Annotated in this window: 29 protein-coding genes and 1 pseudogene; 13 read left to right on the plus strand and 17 right to left on the minus strand. The window is 44.1% G+C overall.

The features are described 5' to 3' along the window. Positions 1–2 precede the first annotated feature (2 nt). On the plus strand, positions 3–1,079 hold the full coding sequence (locus tag QXV08_RS06995) for an ABC transporter ATP-binding protein (RefSeq protein WP_342785406.1): 1,077 nt from the start codon (positions 3–5) through the stop codon (positions 1,077–1,079). Here QXV08_RS06995 and QXV08_RS07000 read toward each other — a convergent pair. Genes QXV08_RS07000 through QXV08_RS07010 form a run of 3 tightly spaced genes read right to left on the minus strand, consistent with a single transcriptional unit; the run spans position 1,057 to position 2,730 of the window. Continuing rightward, positions 1,057–1,635 carry a YfcE family phosphodiesterase gene (locus tag QXV08_RS07000; protein ID WP_342785408.1) on the minus strand — a complete coding sequence of 193 codons (579 nt, stop codon included), beginning with the start codon at positions 1,633–1,635 and terminating at the stop codon, positions 1,057–1,059. The genes QXV08_RS06995 and QXV08_RS07000 overlap by 23 nt on opposite strands. A gap of 48 nt (positions 1,636–1,683) precedes the next feature. Next, a complete protein-coding gene (locus QXV08_RS07005) occupies positions 1,684–2,430 on the minus strand; it encodes a serine/threonine protein kinase (RefSeq protein ID WP_342785410.1) in 747 nt (248 codons plus the stop codon). A gap of 6 nt (positions 2,431–2,436) precedes the next feature. Continuing rightward, entirely contained in the window at positions 2,437–2,730 is a 294-nt protein-coding gene (locus tag QXV08_RS07010) for a DUF211 domain-containing protein (RefSeq protein WP_342785411.1), read from the minus strand. 290 nt (positions 2,731–3,020) lie between these two features. Between QXV08_RS07010 and QXV08_RS07015 the strand changes: the two genes are divergently transcribed. Then, positions 3,021–3,326 carry a hypothetical protein gene (locus tag QXV08_RS07015; RefSeq protein ID WP_342785413.1) on the plus strand — a complete coding sequence of 102 codons (306 nt, stop codon included), beginning with the start codon at positions 3,021–3,023 and terminating at the stop codon, positions 3,324–3,326. Between the two features lie 22 nt (positions 3,327–3,348). Here the strand turns inward: QXV08_RS07015 and QXV08_RS07020 are convergent, their stop codons facing one another. Then, complete coding sequence (locus QXV08_RS07020) at positions 3,349–3,738, minus strand: transcriptional regulator (RefSeq protein ID WP_342785415.1); 390 nt, start codon at positions 3,736–3,738, stop codon at positions 3,349–3,351. 288 nt (positions 3,739–4,026) lie between these two features. Between QXV08_RS07020 and QXV08_RS07025 the strand changes: the two genes are divergently transcribed. The 4 genes from QXV08_RS07025 to QXV08_RS07040 are packed head-to-tail and all read left to right on the plus strand — an operon-like array spanning position 4,027 to position 8,040. Further along, entirely contained in the window at positions 4,027–4,680 is a 654-nt protein-coding gene (locus tag QXV08_RS07025; RefSeq protein WP_342785417.1) for a DUF47 family protein, read from the plus strand. 33 nt (positions 4,681–4,713) lie between these two features. Beyond that, entirely contained in the window at positions 4,714–5,337 is a 624-nt protein-coding gene (locus tag QXV08_RS07030; protein ID WP_342785419.1) for a nucleotidyltransferase family protein, read from the plus strand. 10 nt (positions 5,338–5,347) lie between these two features. Then, positions 5,348–6,475 carry a hydrogenase formation protein HypD gene (gene hypD / locus QXV08_RS07035; protein ID WP_342785421.1) on the plus strand — a complete coding sequence of 376 codons (1,128 nt, stop codon included), beginning with the start codon at positions 5,348–5,350 and terminating at the stop codon, positions 6,473–6,475. Continuing rightward, the gene (locus QXV08_RS07040; protein ID WP_342785423.1) at positions 6,475–8,040 is read left to right on the plus strand and encodes a radical SAM protein; all 1,566 of its coding nucleotides are present in this window, start codon (positions 6,475–6,477) and stop codon (positions 8,038–8,040) included. Before hypD ends, QXV08_RS07040 begins: the two co-directional genes overlap by 1 nt. 3 nt (positions 8,041–8,043) lie before the next feature. On the opposite strand, the gene QXV08_RS07045 is transcribed toward QXV08_RS07040, so the two are convergent. Together QXV08_RS07045 and QXV08_RS07050 are read right to left on the minus strand one after the other, a co-directional pair. Next, positions 8,044–9,807 (minus strand): decarboxylase, encoded by a 1,764-nt coding sequence (locus QXV08_RS07045; RefSeq protein WP_342821438.1) that lies wholly within the window; start codon positions 9,805–9,807, stop codon positions 8,044–8,046. Positions 9,808–9,872: 65 nt separating this feature from the next. Continuing rightward, a complete protein-coding gene (locus QXV08_RS07050) occupies positions 9,873–10,175 on the minus strand; it encodes a hypothetical protein (protein ID WP_342788145.1) in 303 nt (100 codons plus the stop codon). A gap of 168 nt (positions 10,176–10,343) precedes the next feature. Here QXV08_RS07050 and QXV08_RS07055 point away from each other — a divergent pair, with 168 nt between their 5' ends. Further along, on the plus strand, positions 10,344–10,769 hold the full coding sequence (locus tag QXV08_RS07055) for a CopG family transcriptional regulator (RefSeq protein WP_342785429.1): 426 nt from the start codon (positions 10,344–10,346) through the stop codon (positions 10,767–10,769). A 41-nt stretch (positions 10,770–10,810) separates the two neighbouring features. Here the strand turns inward: QXV08_RS07055 and QXV08_RS07060 are convergent, their stop codons facing one another. Next, positions 10,811–11,185 (minus strand): metal-dependent transcriptional regulator, encoded by a 375-nt coding sequence (locus QXV08_RS07060; protein WP_342785431.1) that lies wholly within the window; start codon positions 11,183–11,185, stop codon positions 10,811–10,813. 11 nt (positions 11,186–11,196) lie between these two features. Beyond that, on the minus strand, positions 11,197–11,934 hold the full coding sequence (locus QXV08_RS07065) for a thioredoxin family protein (RefSeq protein WP_342785433.1): 738 nt from the start codon (positions 11,932–11,934) through the stop codon (positions 11,197–11,199). A gap of 110 nt (positions 11,935–12,044) precedes the next feature. Here QXV08_RS07065 and QXV08_RS07070 point away from each other — a divergent pair, with 110 nt between their 5' ends. Then, a complete protein-coding gene (locus tag QXV08_RS07070) occupies positions 12,045–12,866 on the plus strand; it encodes a winged helix-turn-helix domain-containing protein (protein ID WP_342785435.1) in 822 nt (273 codons plus the stop codon). A 28-nt stretch (positions 12,867–12,894) separates the two neighbouring features. On the opposite strand, the gene twy1 is transcribed toward QXV08_RS07070, so the two are convergent. Next, complete coding sequence (gene twy1 / locus QXV08_RS07075; protein WP_342785437.1) at positions 12,895–13,989, minus strand: 4-demethylwyosine synthase TYW1; 1,095 nt, start codon at positions 13,987–13,989, stop codon at positions 12,895–12,897. Between the two features lie 151 nt (positions 13,990–14,140). Here twy1 and QXV08_RS07080 point away from each other — a divergent pair, with 151 nt between their 5' ends. Continuing rightward, positions 14,141–14,662, plus strand: a complete 522-nt coding sequence (locus QXV08_RS07080) for a biotin/lipoyl-containing protein (protein ID WP_342785439.1) — start codon at positions 14,141–14,143, stop codon at positions 14,660–14,662. 187 nt (positions 14,663–14,849) lie between these two features. On the opposite strand, the gene QXV08_RS07085 is transcribed toward QXV08_RS07080, so the two are convergent. The 6 genes from QXV08_RS07085 to QXV08_RS07110 form a co-directional block, all read right to left on the minus strand. Continuing rightward, positions 14,850–16,406, minus strand: a complete 1,557-nt coding sequence (locus tag QXV08_RS07085; RefSeq protein ID WP_342785441.1) for an acyl-CoA carboxylase subunit beta — start codon at positions 16,404–16,406, stop codon at positions 14,850–14,852. Then, on the minus strand, positions 16,406–17,581 hold the full coding sequence (locus QXV08_RS07090) for a thiolase domain-containing protein (RefSeq protein WP_342785443.1): 1,176 nt from the start codon (positions 17,579–17,581) through the stop codon (positions 16,406–16,408). The genes QXV08_RS07085 and QXV08_RS07090 overlap by 1 nt, the downstream gene beginning before the upstream one ends. A 260-nt stretch (positions 17,582–17,841) precedes the next feature. After that, positions 17,842–18,171: a PqqD family protein gene (locus QXV08_RS07095; protein WP_342785445.1), complete on the minus strand. Its 330-nt coding sequence runs from the start codon at positions 18,169–18,171 to the stop codon at positions 17,842–17,844. Next, complete coding sequence (locus tag QXV08_RS07100; RefSeq protein ID WP_342785447.1) at positions 18,164–18,622, minus strand: OB-fold nucleic acid binding domain-containing protein; 459 nt, start codon at positions 18,620–18,622, stop codon at positions 18,164–18,166. Before QXV08_RS07100 ends, QXV08_RS07095 begins: the two co-directional genes overlap by 8 nt. Positions 18,623–18,686: 64 nt before the next feature. Beyond that, positions 18,687–19,184 carry a DUF123 domain-containing protein gene (locus QXV08_RS07105; RefSeq protein WP_342785449.1) on the minus strand — a complete coding sequence of 166 codons (498 nt, stop codon included), beginning with the start codon at positions 19,182–19,184 and terminating at the stop codon, positions 18,687–18,689. Continuing rightward, positions 19,153–19,545 carry a PCC domain-containing protein gene (locus tag QXV08_RS07110; protein ID WP_342785451.1) on the minus strand — a complete coding sequence of 131 codons (393 nt, stop codon included), beginning with the start codon at positions 19,543–19,545 and terminating at the stop codon, positions 19,153–19,155. The genes QXV08_RS07105 and QXV08_RS07110 overlap by 32 nt, the downstream gene beginning before the upstream one ends. 136 nt (positions 19,546–19,681) lie before the next feature. On the opposite strand from QXV08_RS07110, the gene QXV08_RS07115 reads away from it, so the two are divergent. The 4 genes and pseudogenes from QXV08_RS07115 to QXV08_RS07130 all read left to right on the plus strand — a co-directional run bounded on the left by QXV08_RS07115 (position 19,682) and on the right by QXV08_RS07130 (position 23,850). Next, positions 19,682–20,827 carry an AAA family ATPase gene (locus tag QXV08_RS07115; protein ID WP_342785779.1) on the plus strand — a complete coding sequence of 382 codons (1,146 nt, stop codon included), beginning with the start codon at positions 19,682–19,684 and terminating at the stop codon, positions 20,825–20,827. Further along, positions 20,824–22,104, plus strand: coding sequence for a hypothetical protein (locus QXV08_RS07120; protein ID WP_342785453.1), 1,281 nt, complete (start codon positions 20,824–20,826; stop codon positions 22,102–22,104). Before QXV08_RS07115 ends, QXV08_RS07120 begins: the two co-directional genes overlap by 4 nt. A gap of 119 nt (positions 22,105–22,223) precedes the next feature. Further along, positions 22,224–22,616, plus strand: a pseudogene (locus tag QXV08_RS07125) (zinc ribbon domain-containing protein); the annotation flags it as partial. Positions 22,617–22,620: 4 nt separating this feature from the next. Beyond that, positions 22,621–23,850 carry a PLP-dependent aminotransferase family protein gene (locus tag QXV08_RS07130; RefSeq protein ID WP_342785455.1) on the plus strand — a complete coding sequence of 410 codons (1,230 nt, stop codon included), beginning with the start codon at positions 22,621–22,623 and terminating at the stop codon, positions 23,848–23,850. A gap of 53 nt (positions 23,851–23,903) precedes the next feature. On the opposite strand, the gene QXV08_RS07135 is transcribed toward QXV08_RS07130, so the two are convergent. Together QXV08_RS07135 and QXV08_RS07140 are read right to left on the minus strand one after the other, a co-directional pair. Continuing rightward, on the minus strand, positions 23,904–24,569 hold the full coding sequence (locus QXV08_RS07135) for a DUF47 family protein (RefSeq protein ID WP_342785457.1): 666 nt from the start codon (positions 24,567–24,569) through the stop codon (positions 23,904–23,906). Positions 24,570–24,640: 71 nt separating this feature from the next. Continuing rightward, positions 24,641–25,165: a THUMP domain-containing protein gene (locus QXV08_RS07140; RefSeq protein WP_342785459.1), complete on the minus strand. Its 525-nt coding sequence runs from the start codon at positions 25,163–25,165 to the stop codon at positions 24,641–24,643. Positions 25,166–25,219 lie beyond the last annotated feature (54 nt).

Consider the following 25,219-nt stretch of genomic DNA (forward strand, 5'->3'; position numbering starts at 1 on the left):
ATTTGACACGGGTTAAACTAGAAGGTGTTTCAAAATACTATGGTAACGTGGTAGCAGTTGAAGATGTCAACATTGAAATACAGAGCGGCGAATTCTTCGCGATCCTAGGGCCCAGCGGGTGTGGTAAAACCACTACTCTTAGAATAATAGCCGGCTTTGAAACACCTGATAAGGGGAGGGTATATTTTGACGATGAAGACATCACCTTTGTAAAGCCATATAAAAGAAATACCTCAATGGTTTTCCAAAACTACGCCTTATGGCCCCATATGACGGTATTCGAGAATGTGGCTTACGGATTAAAGCTTAGGAGGAAGGAGCTTGGATTAACTGATGAAGATATAAGGAAGATGGTTAAGGAGGCCCTTGAACTAGTAAAGCTCTCAGGAATGGAGAATAGATACCCACTACAACTCTCGGGTGGGCAGCAGCAGAGGGTGGCGCTTGCAAGAGCCCTAGTCGTTAAACCCAGGGTACTCCTCCTAGATGAGCCCTTGAGTAACCTAGATGCAAAACTCAGGATCGAGATGAGGGAGGAATTAAAGAGGTTACAGAGGAGCTTGAATTTAACCACTATATATGTCACACATGATCAAGTGGAGGCGATGAGCCTCAGTGATAGGATGGCTGTAATGAATAGGGGAAGAGTGATACAAGTTGGCTCACCGCAGGAGTTGTACTTTAGGCCTCGCAGCCTCTTTATAGCTGATTTCCTAGGTAGGAGCAGTATTTATCCAGGCGAGTTGGTGGCACAGAGCAAGGACTATGTGGAAGTAAGGCTTGAGGATGCAGACATAGTTGTTCGAGGTGTTTCACCGTTTGAGAAGCTGCCGAGCAAGGTATCCATTGTAATACGTCCAGAAGTGATTCGTTTAGGTAGCAGTGGGTCAAGCGGCGACACCGTGGTTAAGGGCGTTGTTGACTTTGCAATGTTCCTCGGTGAGAAGATAGAGGCCAGGGTTAAGATAGGGAAACTGCCCCTGCTAGTGTATCTGCCCAATACTGTTGAGGTAAGTACTGGTAGCGAGATAGAGCTGGTTTTACCGTGGAGAAACATTATTGTTCTTCCACCCGAGTAATATTCCATCCCATATCACTCCACTTAGCCATGTATTTTTCGATAACTAAACTACCTCCTTCTAATATATGTAACTCTATATATAGATTGAGGCCTTCGGCCTCGAGAATAATGTATGATGGCTTAAAGGAACCTCCTCCACCGCCCCATACACCGGTTAAAGAACCTGGATTCAGGAGAAGTATGTTTCTCTTTACACCGGTCTTAATGAATGGCGAGTGCGTGTGACCTGAAACCAATATGTCTACACCAAGCTCTATTGAGATCCTGGTTAAACCCATTGTATCACCGCGTGGATGAACCTCATCCCCGTGAATTAACCCGGTTTTCCAGGTATCTATATCCACTATACGGTTTCTCGGTAGAGGGAGGTAATCCATATTACCTCTTACAATAAGTACTCTTCCACTTAGTTTATTAAGCCAGTCTATGACTTCTCTTGAAGTTAAATCACCGGTGAATAACAAGTAGTCGAAGGGGGACTTGTACTCTAATTGTTTTTTAATAGAGGGATGGATTCTTTCAGCCCTATCGGGTATATGTGTATCTCCAGCCAAGAGTATCCTCGTCTCTCCTCCCCCTCACTATCTAACGGTTCTTTTTATTCATCTAGCATGTTTCTCCCTGAAAAACATGTTGTTCAAAGTCTTCACAGTAGCGGTGTTTAATGGGAAGGGTATTAACAGGTATAGTAATATCTTTACATCCTCGCTCAGCATAACGCTGGATAGTGTTTCCATTGGAATACATGTAGAACCCAGGTATCCCTTGATAAATCCTTGGAGTCTATCCATGTATGTATTTTGGTTTAATACGCAGTTAGTATAACAGCTTATGGCTAGTGTTGAAACTAAGACGATTAAATCCCATATAAAGTGTTCTACATTCCTGGTTTCAATTGCTTGCTCGGCATCGATGATGTATATTTCTCCACCACTATGTATAAAGTTAGATATCTTTGTATCCCCAATAGCCCAGTTACTACAGTGTAGTCGCCCTAGGAGTCCCCCTAGTAGCCTGTATACCTCTACCGGCATTGTATAGGTTAACTTCTCTCCCTCTACATAGCTCCTGATTATCCTCTTACCTATATAATCTACTATGTATAAACTGGGCTTACTAAAGCCTGGTGTACTTGTTTTCAGAAAAGCTACCTCCCTCTCCATACGGTTCCTTGGATTCAGGGCAAATGGATACATTTTTATTGAGAGTGAGGATAGGTTGACCATGAACCACTTGATTAATCCAACCTCCCTTCCATATTCTTTGACAACTAATTTTTTCGAGTCAACCGTTATAACTGATGTCTGTCTCGAGAGGTTATCCAGTGCTTCAAGGATATTTATATTCAAGACTACTCACTTTAACAGGTACTCAGGAGGCTCTATTATCTTTTCCCCTGCAACTACCTGGTCGATGCTATGTATTACACCGCCTCCCCTCTCTATGATTTTCCTCACGTCATCATAGTCTATGTTAATGCCTTCTACTATAACCAATATGTTCTGTGTATCTACATCTACTTCTTTAACGGTAATACTAACCGAGTTAATACCATTTATCTCTATAATAGATTTAGCCAAGTCGATTATCGATACACCTCTAACCGGGTATAATACATCCAGCACTATTCTCTTCAACAACTTCTTCACCGGGCTTGAACCCTATAACCTAGATAATTAAGTAGCTTACTAGACTTTTAAACATGTGAAAAGCCCAGGGGAGTCGTCCCTGTTCATCCCTACCCCGATACGGGGGCGTTACAGGGATCATTGTAAATAAAACGGTTAGGGTGATATAATCATTGAGTTTTCATGGGACTTTTTGTATTTAGTAACAATAATGTTTGTTTTACTTAAATATTTTAATGACAATGAGTCGATAAACCCTAGGATCTATTTATTAATTTAGAATTCAAAAATGATCTTGTGGTGCGTAATAAATGGTACTAGCCAAGATACGCGGTAACACCAGTGAAAACGCTGTGATTATTGATGGAAATGTAATAGAGATATCATTGAAGCCTAGGAAGAGAATGATCTCGCTGAGAGTGAACGAGGAGGATTTAGAGATTATCGATAAATTCGTTGCGAGACAGGGCTCAATATCCAGGACACTATTATTGACACGTGTAATGGAAGCTCTTGCAGAGGGGTTGAGGAGGAGTAATGGGGAGATAACCTCTATAACATTGTCGTTTAAGACTAAGTCCATGGAGACTATCTCGATACAGCTTAATTTAAATTAACTCGTTAGGCATTGCCCATACCCTAGGTTGACGGGGGTGCCTTGCCCGCTTTTATTAGCTCCACTATGAATTTCACTATGTCGGCTGGGAGACTTATTTGATGGGCTAGTTGCTCTACTATAATATTTTCCCCGTATTTGCGTAGGGCTTCCTGTACTGCTTGGACGGGCTCTATATAATATACCCTCCTTCCCTCCTTAACCTTCGCAATTATACCTATCTTGTTCAGCCTGGAGAGATATCTAGACTCGATTGTCCTAGCTCTGCCAGTATACTTGGAGACGTCTTCAGCAGTCACCTTCTTTAATGTTATTACGGCTTCAAGTGTTTTCAGTAATGGGGGTGTTAGTACTATTCCGCGTTTAATTAGGAAACGTATATCGTATATGCTGTCATATCCGATATTACTCATAAAATCACCATGTTCACTAAGTAATTCGTATTAAAAACTTATAAATTTTACAAATGAAAGCTCGCGCTTCAGAGCGGGATGAGGCCAGGTGGAGAGCATACCGTGTCTAAGATACCACTAAGTACCAGGTAAGCAAGATAACTGAGTCAATGAACATGGGAAATCACCCGTTAAGCTAGCTGGTTAAACCTAGTGATAGGGTACCAAGGTTGAGGCGGCTTAAGGAGAGCCATAGGATTTTAAGGGAGGAATAGTTAAATGTTATAAATAATGACCGGTGGATACCATATGAGCTTACCTAGAGGACGCTACTTCGAGGCCATACTTTCAAGCGTTATAGAGCATGCCAAGATAGTTAACAAGGGTATATCAAAATTAGTAGAGCTGGTCTCTAATATATCTAGTGGGGTCGGCGCGGTCTCAACGCTATATAATGAATTAAATAGTATTGAGGAAAAAGGCGATGAGTTAAAGAAAGAAATGATTAAAGAGTTAAAGGCAGCATACCTGCATCCGGAAGACAGGGAAAATATTCTGAGATTCGTTTTATCCCTTGATGAAGCTCTTGGTTTCGCGAAAGCTGCTGGTAAGAGAATACTTCTTGTGATAGAGTCAGGTGTGCCAATACAAGGGGAGATCCAGGTATTGATGAAGGAGATCGCGGATAAGAGTCTTGAGGCATCATTTAAGATCCTGGAGCTATTTGAGGCGATCAATAAGGATCCTAGGAAAGCGCTTGAATTAACCCATGAGATAGAATTTCTGGAGAAGAAAATAGATGAGCTAAGACTTGAAGCAGTGGGGAAGATATACCTGTATTGTAGCAAGGAGGTTAAACCAGAGTGTATAGTGATCCCACCCATAATAGAGGACCTAGAAGGAATAAGCGATGTATTCGAGAACATAGCTGACATCTACCGATTGTTCACTATATCGAGATAGATATGGTTTACCACGAACAGGATAGGTGATTTTTTGATAGCCTGCATAATTCCTGCAGCAGGGCTAAGTACAAGGTTTCCATGGAATAAACTACTCTACTTATTCGATGGGGAACCAGTTATTATACGTACAGTTAAGAATATATCCAGCTCCAGGTACGTATCCAGGATCATAATTGTAACAGGCCATGAGTCAGACAAGGTGTCTGAGACTGTTAAGGAGTTCATGGGTGGCTCAGAGAAAAGAATCAGGATAATATATAACTCGGAGTATGCAAGAGGGATGAGTACAAGTATTAAGAAGGGTGTGGAGTCTTTACAGGGCGAGCTTCACTTGTTTAGGGGGATAATGGTGAATCCAGGTGATGTAGCCTGGGTTCACCCAGGCATATACGACTATGTATCTATGAGGTTCCTGGAGTCAGGTAAGAAAATAGCCGTAGCTTCATACAGGGGTAGAAGAGGTCACCCGATAGTTTTCTCAAGTGATTTATTCATTGATTTAACTGGTATAAGTGAGGAATCAAGGGGTCTTAAAGCCGTGGTGGAGAAGTATATTAGTGAAACACTGGTTGTTGAAACAGGCTATCCAGGCGTCCTGTTAGATCTAGATACCGTGCTTGATTTAAACAGGGTTAAGGAATATTCGTGGAGATAGGTGTTTAACAATGTATAGAAGCAGAGATATAGCCATACAGTTATCAGAAAGGATCAAAGAGCTCTCAAAAAAGATACTCGTAGAAACAGGGAGGGATGAATTAAATATAATGAATTTCTGTGGAACACATGAATGGACTATAACGCATTACGGCTTAAGATCCCTAATGCCCTCATCAATAAACCTGGTAGCTGGGCCGGGCTGCCCAGTATGCATCACCCCGGGATATTACATTGATATATTAATCGATGCGAGTTTTGAAAGAAACACTGTTGTCCTCACGTATGGGGATGCATTCAAGCTACCTGGCTCCAGGAATAAGCATCCGAGAAGCCTTTTCCACGCTAAGGCCAATGGGGGAAATGTGAAGGTAGTATATAGTTTTCAGGATGCTGTTAAAGAAGCTGTGAGGGAGCCGGGTAAAAGACATGTGTTCCTGGCTGTTGGATTTGAGACTACGATGCCTGCTACAGCTATCCCGCTTGTAAGCGGGAAGATACCTAGAAACCTGTATATTCTATCAGCATATAGGCTTACACCACCAATAATGAGATTCCTCCTTGAGAAACACCCTGAGATAAGGCTTGATGGAATAATAGCTCCTGGCCATGTCTCAGCTGTGATCGGGGCCAACTCATGGAGATTTGTAGCTGAAGAGTATGGTATACCAATAGTTGTCTCGGGTTTTGAACCACTCGATGTGGTTTTATCCATTTATATGATATTGAAGAGTATTGAGGAAGGTAGACCTAGGTTAATGAATGAGTACACCAGGGTAGTCAACCCGGATGGAAACACATACGCGTTAAAAGCTATTAGTGAAGCATATACTGTGAAGGACAGTTATTGGCGGGGTATAGGATCAGTTCCATTAAGTGGCGCAGTGCATAGCCCCAAGTATAGCAACTATGATTACCTAGAATCAATGGGGTTTAAGGAGACAATAACCGATGATAAGCATCCTGGTTGCATATGTGATAAGGTGGTTCTAGGACTCGCTAAGCCAACACAATGTCCCCTCTTCATGAAGGCTTGTACCCCGAATAACCCATATGGACCATGCATGGTTAGCTCTGAGGGTACTTGTAGAATATGGGCTGAGAACATGCCTGTGCTACATGGAACGGTGTTGCAGTAATGATAAATAAAATAGTAATCCTGGATGGATACACTGACGAGCCGGCGGGCCTTGGAGTACCCCCATACATAAACACTTATCCGAGGCTCGTTGCAGGTGCAGCATGGAATAGGGTGAAGGATGTCGATATAAAATACTGGACAATAGATGATGCAAGAAGGAACTTTGGTTCATTTATAAAACAGGTAAGGGAAAGCCAGCTCCTAGTCGTCATAGGGGGAGCGGAAGTACCTGGCAAATACCTTGGAGGCAAGCCACTAAGTATACAGGAGCTTGAAACAATACTGCTCTTAACTAGGGATGTAAACAAGATCCTCATAGGTCCAGCGGCCACTCATGGATTCGGGACTGGAGGAGGAAATATAGCTGTAGAAACGGGGAAGTTGAGGAATTTGTTCACGGAGATAGTGAGAGGCGATCCAGAGATATATATTGACGAGTTGATGCAATACGGCTTCGAGAAGGCCCGCCCATGGTTACTCAGAGAGGATTATGAATTAGCAGATAAGGCGTTTAGGCTTGGGGCTAAAATAGTCCTTCAACATCCTAACTACGGTAGAAATCTCGTTGTTGAGATAGAGACGTATAGGGGCTGTAGTAGGTGGATAACAGGGGGTTGTTCATTCTGTATTGAACCAAGGCATGGAAGACCGTTAATGAGGAGCTTGAAGGGTATTATTGAGGAGGTGGAAGCGTTATATAGGCTAGGAGTTAGGCATATCAGGCTGGGAAAGCAGCCTGATATACTGGCATACATGGCTAGGGACATCGGTAAACAGGAGTTTCCACGCCCGGATCCCGAGGTTATTGAAAGACTTTTCCAAGGAATAAGAAACGTTGCACCCGGATTGATCACGTTACATATAGATAATGTAAACCCAGGTACAATAGTGCATTACCCTGAGGAATCAATTAGAATACTTAAGACAATAGTGAAGTATCATACACCCGGAGACGTTGCAGCTCTAGGAATAGAGAGCTTCGATGAAAAAGTGGTTAATACAAATAACTTAAAGGTGTACCCTGATGAAGCGTTGGAGGCTATACGCTTAATAAACAGGGTTGGGAGGGAAAGAGGATGGAATGGTATGCCTCATCTACTACCTGGGATAAACCTCATTTATGGTTTGCCAGGTGAATCGAGGAATACTTACCACATGAATCTAGAGTATTTAACCAAGATAATTAGAGAAGGGTTGATGGTAAGAAGGCTGAACATACGTAGAGTAGCTGTTCTAGAGAACACGCCTTTATGGTTGAGGAGAGATGAGGTTGAATACTTGCTTAAGAAGTACAGGGATCTCTATAGGTTCCACCGGATAAGAGTAATGCAGTTATTTGATAAGATAATGTTAAAGAGGATACTTCCCCCGGGTACAATACTCTATTATCTCATAGCCGAGAAAAAATCATCAAGCCATACAATAGCCAGGTTCCCGGGTAGTTACCCTATCGCGGTCAAGGTTAAGGGGGAGATACCTTTATGGAGTATCCTAGCTGTAAGGGTGAAGGGATACTCAGCTAAAAGCGTGTCTGGTGAACCTATATCTCTTAGAAACCTCTGAGCGCTAGAGGTACTTACCGTTTTTCTCAATGATTTTTACCTCTACCTCCCCGTTTTTCTCATCTAGTATTATCTCGGGAGCGCCATAGATGAGGTTGTGTTTCATAGCGAGGGGGTCTTGGTATGCACCTGTGTCTAGTATTGCGATATAATAATTCTCGCCCTTTATTGGCAAGTGTAATGGGACTCCTCCAAGCTTGAGTCTTCTACCAGGGATCAGCATGAGTCTTAGATCCATTTTAGTGAACCAGCTGGATGCCTCGAGGGGTGTCCTTACATGGCTTATATACTCGTTGATCTCCCCCATGCTGTCACAGGTTAGATCCCCTAGTACCGCTAATACATCGGGTTTCTCGTTTAGTCTCTGCGCTGGCACAGCCTGGAAGTACTGGTTTACCAGGACCGAGTCAGGGATATCGGCGAATATCGAGAAGTTCAGGATGTATCTTTTAGAAGGCGAGGTGACCAGCTTGTATAGGAGGGGATCATTTATCACGGACTCTATCTGGGACGGCTTATTTCTAACCAGCTCGTATATTTTAGCTAGTAACTCATCCCTCACCTTAGATATCACATCCTCAGCCAATTCTCTCTCCTCCAACGTGTATTGATGCACCTGCTTACTCTTGTGAACATACTTCTTGTATTCATTCACCAGTTTCTTTAGGTCATCTATAGATCTCACATTGCTCAGGAAATCCTCTACTTGGACACTCCCTAAGGATCGCGCCTGCTCCGTTGAATAGGGGCGGACGTCGACGACTTTCGCGACAAGTATTCTATGAGCTGATACAATGTATCTTCCCCCCTCATATACCAGTGTTGGGTGTTTCTCAAGCCTGCTGAAGACTTTAAGGATGTGGTTGAAGTATTCTATTAAACCATAATCCGGCGACTCAATTGTTCCATCCCTGGTATCTAGGTATGGGTAGGCTAGCCCACCGCCTAGGTCTACTATTTCTATACTGGCGAATCCATGTGTCTGCAGCTGTGTGAATATATTGTAAGCCTCGTTAATGAACGCCTCTATATCACTCCATTTATAGATTTGTGATCCTGGGTGTACGTGAAGGAGGCGACTTCTCTCCTCTATCCACTTATATTCCTCTTTGAGTTTTACGAGGGCGTTTACTGTTAGCCCAAACTTGCCTTCCAGCCCAGCTGAATGAGCCCACTTACCTCCAGGCCTGAAGAGAGGCTTTATCCTTAGCCCTATTTCGAACTCAGGGTACTTTGATAGGATGTCCAGGTCGTGCTCGCTTTCCACGTCGATTATTACTCTCCAGCCTTTCTCCTTGAATCTTATTAAGATCTTCATAATACTATCTGAAACTACTCCATCGTATATGAGTATCCTATTGCCCTTCTCCAAGTACTTTGAGAGTAATTCCAGCTCTCCAAGGGAGCCAGTGTTGAATCCCCATTTATATTTTTCACCATACCTCCATATAGCATCTACAACTACTTCTATGGGATTGACCTTCATAGGGAAAACTGGTTGAAGACCGCCTTTAAAATCATGGACTTTAGCCAGCTCTGTGAATGCCTCGTATACTGTCCTCATTGTCCTTTCTATTAATGGAAGCACTCTTATATATGCTACATCGAAACCATGCTCTTCCAGTAGGTTTTTCACTCTTATTTTCTGCTCTCCAAGACTTATTACTAGATATCCCTCTTCATCCACAGTTATAATGCTTCCCCTGATACTATGGTTTAACCCCCATAGTTCCTTCGCTACGTTGATATCCCATTCTTCCTTATTCATTTCTTTTTCATACACCTAGAGGCTTACTATGTCTTCAATTAATACTAAGGATTTTTAAGCTTAAACTATTCAATTTCTTCAATTGGTGCATGTGATCGAGATAGTATCTCATCTACTCTTTCTCTCTCATCTTTCGTATTCATGAGCTCTACGAGAACCCTTTCCTCAAGTATTTCTATTAAACCCTTCAACTTGTTCTTGTCTTCATCGCTTAAATCGCTTGAATCAATACTGGACTCCAGGATTTTTAATTCCTCGAGCAACCTGAGGTATCTATATAATAGCATGTTCTCGAGTTCTTTGGCTCTTAAATCAACATATATACTTTTATCTATATTATCCATTGAAATCCCGGAAAGATTATCCACTATAAAAGGGTTTTTAAATTAAGCTCTACAGTAATACCTGAACCTATATTCAGTGTACAACCAGTAATTGAGGAGCGGTCCCCCGGTCCGTGAATCAATCACTAATCATTTAGGAGGGCTCCGGTCATTCCATGCTAATGATATGTGTGAAAAGGGTAATTAATCTTAATGGGTAAGGATATTTTTGTGATAGTCATGGGTGGTAGGAAAATAGGTATTTATTTACCGGGGGACCTTGAAGAATTAGTCGTTGAATACCTGAAGAGGCATGGTGGTAGAAGCATTAGCTCACTAGTTCAGGAAGCCCTTAGGACCTATTTAATGAGTGAGGAGATACCTGGGTGCAACCTCGTCGGCTATATAATGGTTCTATATAAACATAGCATGGGAGATATTGATAGAGAGCTCACTGAAATTCAACACGAGTACATTGGCTCAGTACTCTTTGAAAACCACATCCACATCGATGAGGAGAGGTGCTTAATGACCATCGCTTTTAAGGGTAGGTATAGTGATTTTGAGTCACTGATGAAAAAGGTTAGGGGTCTACGTGGTGTGATCTTGGTTAAACACCTATGCGTATGCGTGGACTAGCTTTACAATTGAAAGCCTTGTCTTTTAGGGCTTGGAGAAGGTTAGTGCTCGGAAAACCTTTTTTTCACCAGGTATTCACGTATCTTTGAGATCGTTACAGGATGCAATATATGCTCCATTTTACATGCGTCCTCCTCTGCGATCTCCCCGGGTACTCCAAGGCTTTCAAGGAATGATGCCAGTAGTCTATGCCTCTCATGTATCTCCCTAGCTACCTTAAGGCCTTTCTCCGTTAACTCTATTTTACCGCCCTTCTCATATATTATGTAACCTTCGTTGGCTAGTTTCCTCAGGAATTCAACGACACTACTTGGTTTGACGCAGAGCCTTCTAGCTATTTCCCTGACCTTCGGCCTTCCATTTATGGATAATACGTATATCACTTCCAGGTATTCCTCTGAGCGCTCACCGATCATAGTCTTAATCCTCAGGAATTACTCCTCCTTAGTTTATTCCCGGCTTTAACCAGGATCCTCGCGTTTTCCTCTGGTGGCAGGTATCCAGGGATCACCTCAACCGGCTTTGCACCGTATTTCTCGTAGTCGCTTAATTTCGTAATCGCCACGAATGGCACATACTGCACCCCGTAAGAGTCTGCCTCAATAGGGTGTTCTAACGCTTCTATCGTCTCAACAACTATATTCTGGTTAACAATGCCGACTTGATTGAAGAAGTCTACAACCAGTGGACAGTACGGGCACTCAGGTGTCACGAATATCTTCACATGGAGGGGGGCATCAACACTCTCTATTTCCTCGATAATGTTCTTGGATAGCTTAACACCGTTAGAGATGTAGTCGTGTATGAATATGAATGGTGCGAACTCCTGCCCGCTTGGTAGGCCATAGTAGCGTATATTCCTCTTAGGGGTATCATAAATAAATGCCGGGATATACCGTGGCCTCAACCCTGAAACATTCTCAGGGTTTAATATCGTGAACCTGATCTTCCCTCCGCTAATCCGCATGATTTCCTCCGCAAGTACTTTTGCCTCATCGCATGTGGGGCAATCTCCATGATGGTGATGATGTTCTTCCTCGTCTTCATGGTGATCATGTTCTTCACTACTACTTGAAACCACTAATATATCATTTAGTTCTCTTGGAAGAGCCTGGAATATCTTCTTTAACTCTGATTCTGTATCCGGATCGAATAAGCCTCCCATCGTAATCACCTGTTAGGTCCATCTAACATTTATTCATTTAACACCTTTTAAAATATATGGATTAACTTAATAAGGATCTCTATAGGCTAGTTATAAAATGGGTATAATTATTGCAGGCCAGATCTTATACTCTAAGAGTGCTAGAGATACTAAATAATATGCCGAGCCTCTCATCCAGGGAGATAGCTGAGATACTTGGTATAGACTTCTCCAGGGCAAAGGAGATACTTGAGAGACTTAGGTACAGTGGATACATTGAGAAAGCAGGGAGAGGATATATTATAACGGCAAGGGGAAGAAGTCTCCTGGCCGAGTTAACAAAACAGAAAACAATGCCCCCACAGATCACTACACAGGAGAAACAGGGGGGCCCGGCAAGTGGAGAAGCCGCCTCAAGTGAGAAACCCATTGGCGAGAAGCGACAAGAGGGTAAGATAGAGGGGCAGAGTCAGCAGGCTCCCGAAACACCTGAAGCATTGGATCACGTTAGCTTACTAGTTAAACAGTTAGAAGAGTTTTCCAAGCGCTTGAGGGAGTTAGAGGTTAAAATAAAAGATCTAGATGCAAGATTAACGAGCCTAGAGAACTTCGCCAGAGAAGTTGTGAAGCACCATGATATGGTTCAGCACGCTGGTAGTCAAAGCAGTGGAGAGGGGCAGTACGTCATAGAAACCCCTGTGATGAACGTGAATGAAGCCCAGAGCAGGCTTGGACCCCTGCTAGACAAGTATCTGTTAGAGGGAAGGTTGATCAGGATTGGCGCGCTCATAGTGGATCATGTATTCTACGAGGAATTCAAGAAGAAGTTCCCCATTAAGGCTAGTGAAGTAAGCAGGTTGAGCAACCTGGAGAAAACGCTTTTAAACGAGATGAGGAATGAAATGCTTGTAATATTATACGCTGGGAAAGAATACCGCCTGGTCAACGCGTGAAATACGGGTTCCATAATATAGTGAAGTGCTAATCCTGTATTTCCTCATACTCCTCCGTTAATACCGGGGCATATTTCTCAGGGTTCTCCACCCCATCAGGGCATCCCCTACCATGTCTTATCGGCTTACCTATCCTGCTTAAGAGAACTATACGGCTTGGCACGGACTCGCTCATCACTGTGTAACCTGTTAACTCAGCTATTTTCCTGGCTATTTCCCTTATCTCTATATGGCTTGGCATATTGTTTTTGAATAACCTACCCCTGCTCCCCCCGATATACATGTATGCCTTGACCTCTACGTATGATGGTTGGGCTTTTTCAATGAATTTAGCGAAGTTCTTAAGAGCTACTTCATGATCGTTGAATCCCTTTACTATCGTGAACCTGAATACCGTGGGAGACTTGAAGCTAGGTATTAATTCAAGTGTTTCATTAAATAACTCCCATGCCCTTGGCACTAAGGGGCGGTTAAAGTGCTCGTAGCTGTCTTTATCCCATGACTCTATACTTATATACAGCTGGCTCGGCTCGGTTTCAAGGTTCCTGAGAGTATCAGGCCTTGTACCATGTGTGACGAGGAATGTGGTGATGCCTCTCTTATGGTACTCGCTTATTAGCTCGCCAAGCCTTGGATAAAGTATTGGTTCACCGGTTAGACTTATAGCTACATGCTTGGGATTTAACGCTTCTTCAACTAGTTTTTGATCAGCCCTTGGATTACCCTTGAAACCAGCCATGATCTCTCTGTGGGCCCTAATACTTTCCTCGACCAGGATCTCTGGATCATCGATCACTGGGGGACGTGTGTCATCCCAGTGCATGCCTATATCTTCTGGTTGGAGCCTCCAGCAGTGAAGGCACCTATTCCAGCACCATGCTACTACAGGCGTCATCTGTATACATCTATGGCTTTCAATACCGTACCATAGACATTTATAGCAATACCTATTCCTCAATACGGCTTCCTTGCTCCAGTGGCATCTTTTAACAGCTCCTATGGTACCTATCAAGTGATAGCCCTGCTTCACTAGCCTATCATAAATAGCCTTGTAAACAGGGCTACTGCTCCAGAATTCCTCGCGCTTCTTCCTGACTTCGCCCCAGTCTATAGTCAAAACCATTCACCTTTTCATGCTTGTTAATGTTTTAACAGAGTTATAAATCAAAGGTATTTAACCACTCACAGTTAATAGTTAAGTATAGTGATGAGCGAACCCGTGTCGGATTAATGAAGACGGTTGGCGTTGCTGATTAAAGTGATGGGGTGTTGTGATGCCTAAGAAGTATAGTATAGTATTATTCAGCGATGAAAATATAGAGCTGGAAGTCCTGACAAAAGACAAGGACCTCATCGTAGTCAAGGATGCTGAGGGAAGGATACATAGGGTAAGAGTATTAAGGGAGAGCGATGAACGATACGTGTTATACATAGATGATAAAATCACCTCTGTAGGAATAGTCGGTGATAAAATATACGTGGACCTCCAGCCCATACTGGTTAAAAAAGTAAAGGAACATGTCTCGCCGGTTAAAGTGGAAGAAGGGAAGGAGGAAAAACAGATCCAGGTAGAAGAGGGAGTGGTGGTAGCCCCCATAAGTGGTAAAATAATAGAAGTTAAAGTAATGCAGGGACAGGAGGTAGGAGAAAACGATGTGATAGCAGTGCTTGAATCAATGAAGATGCTTATCGAGGTGAAATCACCATTTAAAGGAGTAGTTGAAGCAGTATATGTCAAACCAGGTGTATCCATTAGCAAAGGGGATAAATTAGTTAAGGTTAAACCAGTGAAATAGTTGTATACGGGTTCACCTGCCTCGCCCGCGCTTCATAGGGGTCTTGTCGAGCCCAGTGCCACGGGCCATCATCTCCGGATAGGCACTTCAAACCAATGTTTATTGAGCCATCAATGTCTCTATCCAAGTCAGGGATATGAGCTTGAAAAGTAAGCCGTATTAAGATGAATGATGCTGGAAAAGAGTATTAGAGAGGTATATTGCCATGTTTCTTGGGTATCATGCCTAGGAATTCTTCTCTCTTATTCTTTAAAGCCTTGAGTGCCTCATGTATCTTCAACCTTGTTAAGGCTGGATCTATTATATCATCTATGTATCCAAGCTCAGCAGCTCTAAACGGGTTTGCAAATATCTCCCTATACTCGGCTAGCTTCTTTCGTGCAAGCTCCTCGGGGTCAGGTGCCTGGGATAACTCCTTCCTATAGAGTATTCTTATAGCTCCCTCAGGCCCCATTACTGCTATCTCCGCTGTAGGCCATGCCAGGTTTATATCGCTTCCAAGTGAGAGGCTACCCATAGCTATGTAGGCTCCTCCATAGGCCTTCCTCATAACCAGTGTTATCTTTGGTACTGTTGCCTCCGAGTACGCATATAATACCTTTGCGCCATGCCTTATTATACCGCCGTGCTCCTGATCTACCCCAGGCATGAAGCCCGGCGTATCTACTAGTGTCACTATCGGTATGTTGAATGAATCACAGAATCTAACGAATCTCGCTATTTTATTACTTGCATCGATATCTATTACGCCAGCATTCACAGCTGGCTGATTGGCGACTATACCAATAGTGTACCCGCCTATCCTGCCAAATCCTACAACCGCTGATCTACCATAGTGTTCATGCACCTCTAGGAAGTCGCCTTCATCAACAAGTAAGCTAATAACCTTCCTGACATCAAAGGGTTTAACAGGGTCTGTCGGCACAATCTCATAGATCTCATCCATTCTTCTATCCACAGGATCCTCTGTTGGAATGAAGGGTGGCTCCTCCATGTTATTGCTGGGGAGGTATGAGAGGAGCTTCCTGACCAAGGCCAATGCTGAGTCCTCGTCCTCGGTGATAAAGTGTGCTACACCGCTTGTTGATGCATGGATATTAGCTCCGCCCAGTTGCTCAAATGTTACATCGATACCAAGTGCAGCTTTAACTACTTCTGGACCAGTTATAAACATGTATGACGACTTAACCATTATAACGAAGTCCATGAGTGCTGGACTATAGGCAGCAGCACCGGCGCATGGCCCCATTATAACGGCTATCTGTGGTATTACTCCGCTGGCTTTTACATTGGCATTAAATATCCTGCCGCATCCGTGAAGCGATCCAACGCCCTCCTGTATGCGGGCTCCACCAGAGTCGTATAATCCTATCACTGGTGCACCTGTCTCGATGGCTAGCTCGATTAGCCTAGCTATTTTCTCACCATGTGCTTCGCCTATGCTCCCACCTAGAACCGTGAAGTCCTGGGCATAAACGTAAACCAGCCTCTTATTGATCATACCGTAACCTGTTACAACTCCATCACCATAATATTTGAGTTTATCCAGACCGAAATATGTTGATCTATGCGTCCTCATCCACTGTAGTTCAGTGAAGGAGTCAGGATCAAGTAACCTGTTTAACCTATCCCTTACCCACAGCTTGCCTTTCTGACGTTGCTGTTCAATCTTCTCCCTGCCACCGCCCTCGATTGATTTCTCCCTGTACTCATTCACCTTTCTCAATAAGTCCTCGTGGCTCACTACCTCCACCTTTTCAACACTGATACCACTGCTATGGTGCTTACACCGCCTATGTTATGTGTTAGAGCCGTCGCAGGGTCACTGGCCTTAAACCCTGGAAAGTCCCCGCGTAACTGCATTGCTGATTCAACAACTTGGTATATGCCTGTCGCGCCAACTGGGTGACCCCTCGCCTTTAATCCACCGCTAAAGTTCACCTCGGGCTTATCACCTTTCTGGAAACGTCCCTCCTTAAATAGCTTAGGTGCCTCTCCTTTCGGTGCGAAGCCTATGTCCTCTAATGCTGCATAGCCAGTTATATGGAATGCATCGTGTATCTCGGCATAATCTATATCTTTAAGGCTTAATCCAGCCATTTTCAACGCTTCCTGTGTAGCCTTGACCGTGGATTCCATTACAAGTATATTATTTCTCGATGCGAGGTCGACGCTGTCCGTAGCCATGCCTATCCCAGCTAGCTCTACGAGTGTATCTCTACCAGTTGACTTCGCTATCTCGCGTGCTTTCTCCTCCCCTCTTACAAGGAGCACGGCAGCTGCTCCATCACCTAGCGGGGCTGCATGGAATAATCTTATCGGGTCGGCAATTATGGGGCTTTCAAGTATCTCCTTCATACTTGTTTTCCTAGGTAGTTGTGCGTATGGATTATAGCTGGCATATTCATGCATTTTAAGAGGCCAGTGTGATAAATCCTCCTCGCTATAACCAAACAACTGCATATATAGCCTGGCAATCATCGCATTTAACCCTGTGAATGAAACACCGTAGAAAACCTCAAAGTCAGCATCAGCCGCCTGGGCTAATGCACGAGTAACATATGGTGTTGTAGCCTCTGTCTGCTTCTCGATACCTCCGACGGCGACTACATCAGTTATTCCAGCCTTGATCATTGCGTAGCCTGCATATAGGGCTGCCCCACCGCTACCACATGCAGCCTCGACCTTGAATGCTGGTATTCCTCTTAAACCAGCGTAATCTGCTAGTAAAGCACCCAAGCTATCCTGATTCATTAAAACACTTGACATCATGTTGCCTACTACAAGCGCCTTTGGCTTGACTCCTCCAGCGTCCTCGATGGCCTTCCATAGTGCCTGGGAGAAGAGTTCTCTAGCGGATTGCTCGTAGAACCTGCCAATCTTGGTCATGCCGACTCCGACTATGAATACCTTATCCATTCTAATCGCACCCTAAGATAGACGTGCGTCGTCTTGATAGAATAAATTATGCAGCAATTATTTAAACACTCTGGATTGAACAAGGAGTGTCCCGAGGGGTGGAGTCTCCTCATTATCGTGGATCAGTACTGGAGTCTCCGGTCATCCATATAAAACAAAGTATTGTTTTAGACGGTATTAAAGAATATGCTTAGGCTGGCTTACTGGAGAATCGTTGAAAAACATGGATTGAATTTTATATTATGGATGCATTGCCTAGCCTAGTAGTTCACGAGTTTAGCTTCATGGAGTTGGTCGAGAGCCATTACTAATGGCTCAATTACATCCTTAAAGTCTACCTGGGCCTCCTTACTTATTGATTCAGCCAACTCGTTCACTGTATGTTCACCATCGCACATTACCCATATATAGTATGCCAGGGGCGAGAGCTCGTATACTTCTTCCTCGCTTAATGCAACATAGAATTTCTCCTGCTCCTCCCCCAGGAACTCTCCCTGTCTAACCGGCTTGACATCCTTCAACTCGTTGAACCTATTGAGTGCTTCCTCATGTCCTGGATGATCGTGTTCATGTACATGCTCCTCACTCATCCATATCACTCCTCCTAGGGCCTCTTCTACCACCAAACTGTCTCCTAGGTGGCCGGCTAATGCCTCCTGAGCCTGGAGGCGCTGTTGGCGAGTCCTCCGGGATCTCTCCAGCCTGTGGTACAGAACTGTCATCTATCTTCACTATCTCGCTTGATTTACCGATGTTTAGCTGGACTTTCCCCTTGAACTCTGTTGTCCATGCGCCGCGTACTTCGACTGCGTCTCCCTCTTGCAGGGTGCCTGCTTTTTCCCCCCATAGTGTTGTTTCTACTCTCCCTGTTTCATCGCCTAGTATTGCGTTGCTTATTGTTCTAGGACCCTTCTTAGTCCTTATGACCCTTGGTGTCTCTATTTTTATTACTCTGGCTTTAACGGTTACCTTTTCCATTCCTGGTTTTAGATTTATTATATTTGTAGGAGGGGTTTCCTCCTTATTTGGATTCGAGCTCATTACGGTTTCGACTCCTATATTTGGTTACGATGGTTAACCCTATACATGTAAGGCTTTTTAAATATTATGCCTCCAGCAATAACTCGGCCTGAATCCATATTGGTTCAAAGCAGAAGTCGTCGAGGACCCTGTATACCTGGATAATACACTCCTCCAAGGTGCCCCTACAGATATATAGGTGGGATACATCGCCTGGTTTATCACTACACCCGAATCCATTCACGTAATCAAATATTCTTCTAAGGATGCTTGATAAAGCGGTCTCACAGTCACCGTGATTGTTTTTAATAATGAAGAACCCGTGTTTCAATACTCTTGTGTCACTGGTTAATTGATCTATATGCCAATGCAGCCTCTTCCATGGAGAAAGATGGCGGAGCACCCTGCAGAACACGTCACAAGTGCCCTTCGCCGAGCCTATGTAAAGGTATACACCGGGTCCTAGTGTTAGTTTCTGCCTGCCGAGCCTTAAATCTACACTGGTCTCCTCTTGAAGCTCTAGTACTAGTATGTAACAGGACTGCCTGTATTCATCTAGCCCTATGGATGAATGCTTCCCCAACCACCTCACCGATCTCTATGAGGAATACCTCCAGCATTGGCTTAGCGATACCGTGGATCAGGTGGCCGGCAACAGTGGTGTCCTCAAACCCTGCTACTACATGTATATGGATGCTTACCTCATCATTCCGCTTAACCAGGTAGTTCCCCTGTAGTGATGCCACCTCGATGACGCCCCTGGATGGCTTGATTCTTTTCTCCAAGTATGTCTTGGTCTCAGGGTTGTAGAATCCTATTACAGCTTCCATGAGGCCTCCAATCCCTGTTATAATGCCTCCATTCAAGCTGTTCCTACGTATATATTCCTCAATACTTCTATGGACTACATCGCCCTCATTTATTTTAACAGGTATTATCCTCAAGGTGTATTACACCCGTTACAATATATTAGGTTCCACTAATATAATCTTGTTGTGGTGATGAAACCCGGTTTCAGCGGAGTGAGAATGAAGAGGAGTTACTCAGCTGAGAATGATTTCAAGGGTGATTTAGGTGAGCATGGCTTTCGAGCCAAGATATCTAATGGACAAGATTAATAATTTACTGGTAGAGCTTGAGAAACCATTTGTCGGTAGGAGTGAGGAGGCGAGGCTGCTTGTTCTCTCACTTATCTCGGGTGAACATGTCTTATTAATTGGCGAGCCCGGCACAGCTAAGTCTGCTCTGGCGCGTCGTTTAGCCGACTTAGTTAAGGCCAGGTTCTTCAAATACATGCTTACAAGGTTTACGGAGCCGGATGAATTATTCGGCCCTCTGGATATAGCTGCCCTTAGGGATGGGAAATATATTAGGGTTACTAGGGGAAAGCTGCCTGAAGCAGACATAGCCTTCATAGATGAGATATTCAATGCCAATTCAGCAGTCCTCAATATGCTACTCACCCTTATGAATGAGAGAGTGGTTTACGATGGCTACTCTGAGATAAGGATACCATTGCTAACCTTGATCTCAGCCAGTAATAATGTCCCGGATGAACCAGAGCTCCAGGCTATATATGATCGCTTCCTGTTACGCCACTTCGTTAAACCGGTGAGCGAGGACTTGTGGGGGAGACTGGTGGATTCATCATGGCTTATCGAACAAGGAGTATACCAGGAGGCTAGGCCCGTTATCTCGATCGATGAAGTCAGGGCAGCTACATCAATGATCTTCAAGGTGGATGTAAGCGGGGTGAAGGAAAAATTGTTAAAGCTGTATGCTGTTTTCGAGGATCAGGGAGTGCATTTAACAGATAGGAGGAAGGGGAAGGCGCTTAAAGCCATTGCTGCCCACGCGTTTCTAAATGGTAGAATGAAGGCTGCCGAGGAAGACCTATATGTGTTGAAATACGTTGCGCCACGTGATAGAGAGGAGGCTGAGAAGGCATACTCCATCCTCCTAGACGAGGTTGAGGCACGGGAAAAACACCTACGAGAGTTAAGCGAGATAGAGGCGAATCTCAGAGAGGCGAAGGCATATATACTGAGGAGTAGTGAGCTCGATCCAAGGCTACTAGATTATCTAAGGAGCTTTGAAACCCTTAGGGAGAAACTCGAGAGACTTTCCCGTGAGACAAGCGATGAAGTTGTGAGGAGACGAGCCATAGATGTACTGGGCGAATTAAATGATGCAATAGACCTCATCAAGAGGAAGCTAGTACTATGAGCTCCAAGAATAAGGAAGGATACTTAAGAGGCGTGGACTACGGGGATCCTGTTGTAAGGTATAGGGGAGGGAAGATAAAGAGGTTGGCCGAGTTATTCGCTGGGAGGAAACTCGATATCTCCAATGAATTCGCAGCCGACATCTTCTACTTGTTCTACTTACCGGTTCCACTGCTCAGGGAAGATGATCCAGGTGGGAGAGAGGAGTACAGGGTTCTAAGAGCCTTAAAAGACTCCCCTAATTTCCCAGTTGTTAAGAGCAGGACTATAATGGATTCCTTCATCAGCAGTATCGCTGCAAGCGTCTTCCTCTCAGAGGTAAAGCTACTAGAGGAGGTGGCAAGCAAGAGTAAGGTGGGGGGTGAGCAAAGGGATGTTAACGAAAACACTGAAGTCAGTAGAATAGTTGAGAAAGCGCTTACAACTGTGAACATCGATATAGAAAACGTGAAGAAACTTAAATCAATAGTAGAGGGTCTGGAGCCTGGCTCCACAAGCCAGCTCTCCCTGGATGATGATGTAGCCGAGGTACTTAAGCTGGCTAGGGACATAGATGTGAAGAGAATACTCGAGATGTTGAAAGGGCTGAAGCCATGGGAGCTCGGCGTGGAAAAGAAGAAGAGGAGGTTTAAGCACGGCGAGATAGCTGGGTATGAGTATGGGAGAGATCTCGAGAGAATAGTCCCCTCGAACCTGATTCTACCAAGTGAGGTATTCTACACCAGGTTTGCACAGAGGAAGCTACTCCTCTATGAGAAAGTGGTTGAGGAGAGCCTTGGACCCATGTACGTCCTACTGGATAAAAGTGGCAGCATGGATGGGGTGAAGATAACCTGGGGTAAGGCTGTAGCGATAAGTCTCTACCTTAAAGCTGTGAAAACACATAGGGAATTCTATTTAAGGTTCTTCGATAGCCAGCCATATCCTCTGTATAGGATAAGGAGGATTTCCAAGCCTAGTGAGGTGCTCAAGTTGCTAGACTACATAGCAAGGGTTAAAGGAGCCGGGGGCACAGACATCTCTAGGGCTATTATAACAGCATGTACGGATATAAGGACTGGGAGCATTGCTAGGGAGTCAGACATAATATTGATCACTGACGGCGTTGATAGAATAGCTGAAAACATGGTTAGGTATAACTTAAAGAAAACGGATTCAAGGCTAATTACAGTGATGATCATGGGGGACAATGAGAACTTGAGAAACATATCTTATAAATACATGAAGATTGAAAAACTAGATAAAGAAGGTATGTTAAGAGTAGTGGAGTTCGACTAATGAATCCAACGATCCAGTGTCAGTGAGTAACCAGCCTTAATATATGACTCCGTTTCTCCCCAGGTGTTAGCATTAATTTATATTATATTCATGGTTGCATCTAAGGGTACAGGAGGCTTCGCTACTGGGTGAAGTGGCACCCGGAGAAACACGGTGTCCTAGTAGTAAAAGTCAACCCAAAGGAGACATCAACCACCTGCCCGGCATGCGGAAGCAAAATGATTAGCAATGGCTATAGAAAAATAAGGTGCTCAAACTGCGACTTCGAAGAGAATAGAGGTGTAGTAACAGTTCTAAACATCGAGAAGAAAACCCTAGAAAAGATGGGGGCGAGCACTGGCCCAGCCGACTGCCCCGCAGATGACAGGTGTAAACCCGGAATAGATGCAGGAAACCCGCGAACCACCCTTCAGGGCGGGGAGAAGGTCAGTTGTTTTATACTGGTAAATATGATATATGGTAATATAATAGATTTATATGCTCTGGAACGAATAATTTATTCTCGGTGGTGATGTATTGAAACCCATCTACGATAGGTTTCTTAGTAGTAGGATAAATTATATCGAGCCAAGCCCTATTCGGGATGCAGTAGCAAAAATCGCGGCTAAATCTAAAACCACCAAGGTAATAAGCTTCGCAGCTGGTGAGCCAGACCCGGATGTCATACCACGTGAACTATATGGGGAACTAGCCAGAGAGGTATTTATTAAAGAGAAGGGGAGTGTTAACTACTCGCCTGCAGATGGAGTTCCCGAGTTAAAGATTGAGATAGCTAGATTCATGACCGAGTATGAGGGCGTGAAGACTGGGCCCGATAATATAGTGGTTACTCTTGGAGGTAGCCAGGCAATAGACATCCTGGGGAGACTAATCCTGGATCCAGGCGACATCGTCATCGTTGAAAACCCCTCCTATGTTAACACGATACTGGTTTGGAAACACTACGGTGTAAGGATAATTGGTGTACCCATGGACGATAATGGAATGGTAACTGAGAAACTTGAGGACGTGGTTAAACGCCTCCATAGTGAAGGCAAGAAGCTCAAGCTAATATACACGATACCAACAGGACAGAATCCATCAGGTGTGACCATGAGTATGGATAGGAGGAAACACTTGCTCGAAATAGCTAGTAGGTATGATCTACTAGTGGCTGAGGACACAGCATATAATCACCTAGTGTATGAACCCGTAGACGTGAAGCCGCTTAGATCAATGGATACCGAGGACCGTGTGATATACATTGGGTCCTTTAGCAAGATATTTGGGACGGGTCTCCGTATAGGGTGGCTTGAGGCCCACCCGGAGATAATTGGGAGAGCCCGTGTAGCTAAGGGACCAATGGATATGTGTCCACCGGTTCCCTCGCAATATATTGTTTTAAACCTATTGAGGAACAAGTTATACAAGCCCATAAGAGAGAAAGCTGTGGCCGAGTATAAGTCTAAGAGAGATATAATGATCGCCGCCATAGAGCAATACCTAGCGGGGTTAAAACACACAAGGCCTGTTGCAGGCATGTTTATATTGCTCTGGCTACCTGGAGGCATTGATGGAAGGGTGTTCTCGGATCAACTCTTAGAAAAGTATAATGTGGCAGTTATACCTGCAGCGGCATTCTATACTGATGAGACAGGGAGAAATGTTATCAGGCTAAACTTTTCAATGAGTGAGAAAGATCTTATTGAGGAGGGAATAAGGAGGATAAGCATGCTGCTCAAGGAGTTCAAGGCGCCTACCCTATGAGACCTGTGGGAGTATAATACTTTTTATTCGGGGCTTTGTCCCGGGGGCCGGGGCTAGAGTAAGCGCGCCATTATAAGTATTTTTAAACTAGTAGCGCTTAGAGCGCAGATGTCTGCAGTGTCTTCAAGTGCTTTATTCAAGCTATGAATCATTATCGCCATTACTAAAGGCTTGAATTTATCTCCGTGTTCAAGTATAAGGCCGCGGTTCCTTACCTCTATGTCATCGGCTTTCTCCTCAAGCTTCACTACCTCATCAAGTAGTTTCAATGCCTCCTCGAAGTTGCTCCTGAGGACAGCTCTAAAAGCCTTATTATATATTTCAACGGCTTTTGCAACCAGCTCGCTTAGCTCGAGTAACCCGGTCCGTAATTCCTGTGGTATTTCCAGGAAGGGGATTATGCGGAGCTCCTTTGCTACTTCTTTAATATGATCGCTTATCATGTCAATACTTGAAACTAAACCCAGTAGTTCACTCATGAATGATGCCTCAAGCCTTAACGAGGATATGGAGTACTCGAGCTCGCTTCTCAGTTTTTCACCCCTATCTTCCAGCTCTACTAGCTCGGTTAGAACCATCCTGGCATCGCCGACCTGGTATCTGTTGAGTAGGTTTATAGCCTGCTTAAATCTCTCAGCAACCTTGGATGCTATGGAGATGTATTCCTCGAGCTTATTAATGGTGTCGTTTGGGAATATATCGCCGAGGTTCACTGGCACAATTGCTCCCTCATAAGTGATGATCCAAAGAATGGCTTATAATTATTGAGCCCACGGTTTCCCTATACTAGCTATGGTTTATCTGATTTCAATGCTATAATGTTGCTTGGTGATGTAACAGTTATTGTAGCGTATCTCCTCCTATGATATAATTTAACGCTCCTAATGTATACAAGGTAATCTGGGTGGGTTAGCGACACCTGTCTATCTATCTTATCGGCTATCACCCTTATAGCATCCATTGTGTGAGCTGGGAGCTTTGTTTCAAGCCAGTAGAGCCTGCCGTGTAATGTCACCCTGTATGTCTTATCCACAGGTATCTTCTCCAGTGCCAGCTCTCTTGATTTCTCAGCAACTATTTCAACATAGGGATCCGTTACTACATCTATAGGTATTACTCTATAAATCACCTGGATCTCGTTGGCTACCTCCCTGATCCTCGATGTGAAGTCGTAGGGGTCGTCGACCTTCAACAGTATTACTGAGGGCCCCTTATCAACCAAGACATAGTTTAACCCTATGTTCCTCAGCTTCGCCAATACAAACCTGTAGTTTTCCAAGCCTGGTTCATGCGTGATCATTAGGTTGAAGCTCATATACTCCACCGATTCATTCAACGCTTATAAGGGATATAATATCTCAAGTACATT

The sequence above is a fragment of the Desulfurococcus sp. genome, from assembly GCF_038881575.1.
In the GTDB taxonomy this organism is placed as follows: Archaea; Thermoproteota; Thermoprotei_A; order Sulfolobales; family Desulfurococcaceae; genus Desulfurococcus.

Coding starts and splice junctions, on each gene's coding strand:
- hypD (WP_342785421.1), top strand. CDS start 5,348: ATGTATAGAAGCAGAGATATAGCCATACAGTTATCAGAAAGGATCAAA.
- QXV08_RS07120 (WP_342785453.1), top strand. CDS start 20,824: ATGAGCTCCAAGAATAAGGAAGGATACTTAAGAGGCGTGGACTACGGG.
- QXV08_RS07080 (WP_342785439.1), top strand. CDS start 14,141: ATGCCTAAGAAGTATAGTATAGTATTATTCAGCGATGAAAATATAGAG.
- QXV08_RS07100 (WP_342785447.1), bottom strand. CDS start 18,622: ATGAGCTCGAATCCAAATAAGGAGGAAACCCCTCCTACAAATATAATA.
- QXV08_RS07090 (WP_342785443.1), bottom strand. CDS start 17,581: ATGGATAAGGTATTCATAGTCGGAGTCGGCATGACCAAGATTGGCAGG.
- QXV08_RS07020 (WP_342785415.1), bottom strand. CDS start 3,738: ATGAGTAATATCGGATATGACAGCATATACGATATACGTTTCCTAATT.
- QXV08_RS07115 (WP_342785779.1), top strand. CDS start 19,682: ATGGCTTTCGAGCCAAGATATCTAATGGACAAGATTAATAATTTACTG.
- QXV08_RS07045 (WP_342821438.1), bottom strand. CDS start 9,807: ATGAATAAGGAAGAATGGGATATCAACGTAGCGAAGGAACTATGGGGG.
- QXV08_RS07055 (WP_342785429.1), top strand. CDS start 10,344: ATGGGTAAGGATATTTTTGTGATAGTCATGGGTGGTAGGAAAATAGGT.
- QXV08_RS07025 (WP_342785417.1), top strand. CDS start 4,027: ATGAGCTTACCTAGAGGACGCTACTTCGAGGCCATACTTTCAAGCGTT.
- twy1 (WP_342785437.1), bottom strand. CDS start 13,989: ATGGTTTTGACTATAGACTGGGGCGAAGTCAGGAAGAAGCGCGAGGAA.
- QXV08_RS07060 (WP_342785431.1), bottom strand. CDS start 11,185: ATGATCGGTGAGCGCTCAGAGGAATACCTGGAAGTGATATACGTATTA.
- QXV08_RS07015 (WP_342785413.1), top strand. CDS start 3,021: ATGGTACTAGCCAAGATACGCGGTAACACCAGTGAAAACGCTGTGATT.
- QXV08_RS07040 (WP_342785423.1), top strand. CDS start 6,475: ATGATAAATAAAATAGTAATCCTGGATGGATACACTGACGAGCCGGCG.
- QXV08_RS07065 (WP_342785433.1), bottom strand. CDS start 11,934: ATGGGAGGCTTATTCGATCCGGATACAGAATCAGAGTTAAAGAAGATA.
- QXV08_RS07095 (WP_342785445.1), bottom strand. CDS start 18,171: ATGAGTGAGGAGCATGTACATGAACACGATCATCCAGGACATGAGGAA.
- QXV08_RS07140 (WP_342785459.1), bottom strand. CDS start 25,165: ATGAGCTTCAACCTAATGATCACGCATGAACCAGGCTTGGAAAACTAC.